Annotated in this window: 2 protein-coding genes; both read right to left on the reverse strand. The window is 54.4% G+C overall.

Going from position 1 to position 632, the window contains the following annotated elements; all coding sequences use genetic code 11:
• On the reverse strand, nt 1-338 hold a 338-nt coding region (locus AC1RPR_RS07995), incomplete at its 3' end, for a hypothetical protein (protein ID WP_481763434.1).
• Nucleotides 339-401: 63 nt separating this feature from the next.
• The coding region (locus tag AC1RPR_RS08000; RefSeq protein ID WP_481763435.1) for a hypothetical protein at nt 402-632 on the reverse strand (231 nt) is incomplete at its 5' end.

The following is a 632-nucleotide window of genomic DNA, read 5'->3' on the forward strand; positions in this document are numbered from 1 at the left end:
GCTTTGAAAAACGTGTCCCATGCGAAATAGCCTAGGACGCCTAGACCACCGGCAACGGCCAGACCAGCGAGCACCGCAGGATTCAGAACCAATGCTTCCAACACCAACGTGATCATGGGGCGCACCACAAGACGGATAAGCGTCTTGAAGATGTTACGCATCAACCATCGAGCGGCACCCCATAGAACGCGCGCCGCAAACCGTATAAACCGCCACAAGAACTTGGTCAGCCATTTCTTCATCTGGCGCTTCGCGAATTTGCGGATAAGGCGCGATATGAAATGATGTGTCCACTCAAGCAGATTAGCGCGCTTGCCTCCCTTGTCGATCAATCCCATATCCTTCAGGTAATTATAGATCGGCCATGTTATGAGCCGCGCCACATCACTGTGACCGTGCGACTAAGAGCTGTGCCAGTTTGCCAGACCAGCAATTGACCACTCCATTTCAGCTGCACGCTTCGGGCCCGGGTGTATGGTGTGCTCAATGAATCGCTCCAGACTCATCGGTCCTTCATCTTCTGGTTCTGGCGTTTCGTGATGATCTAGTTCGGGGTCCTGAGCGCGCCCCTGCGCATACGCGGAGGGCCCCGTCCACGCAAGGGCGTCTGTTAGGTTCATGATGTGAAGTAA

This window comes from Dellaglioa sp. CoH-57-MRSF-22, assembly GCF_056781895.1.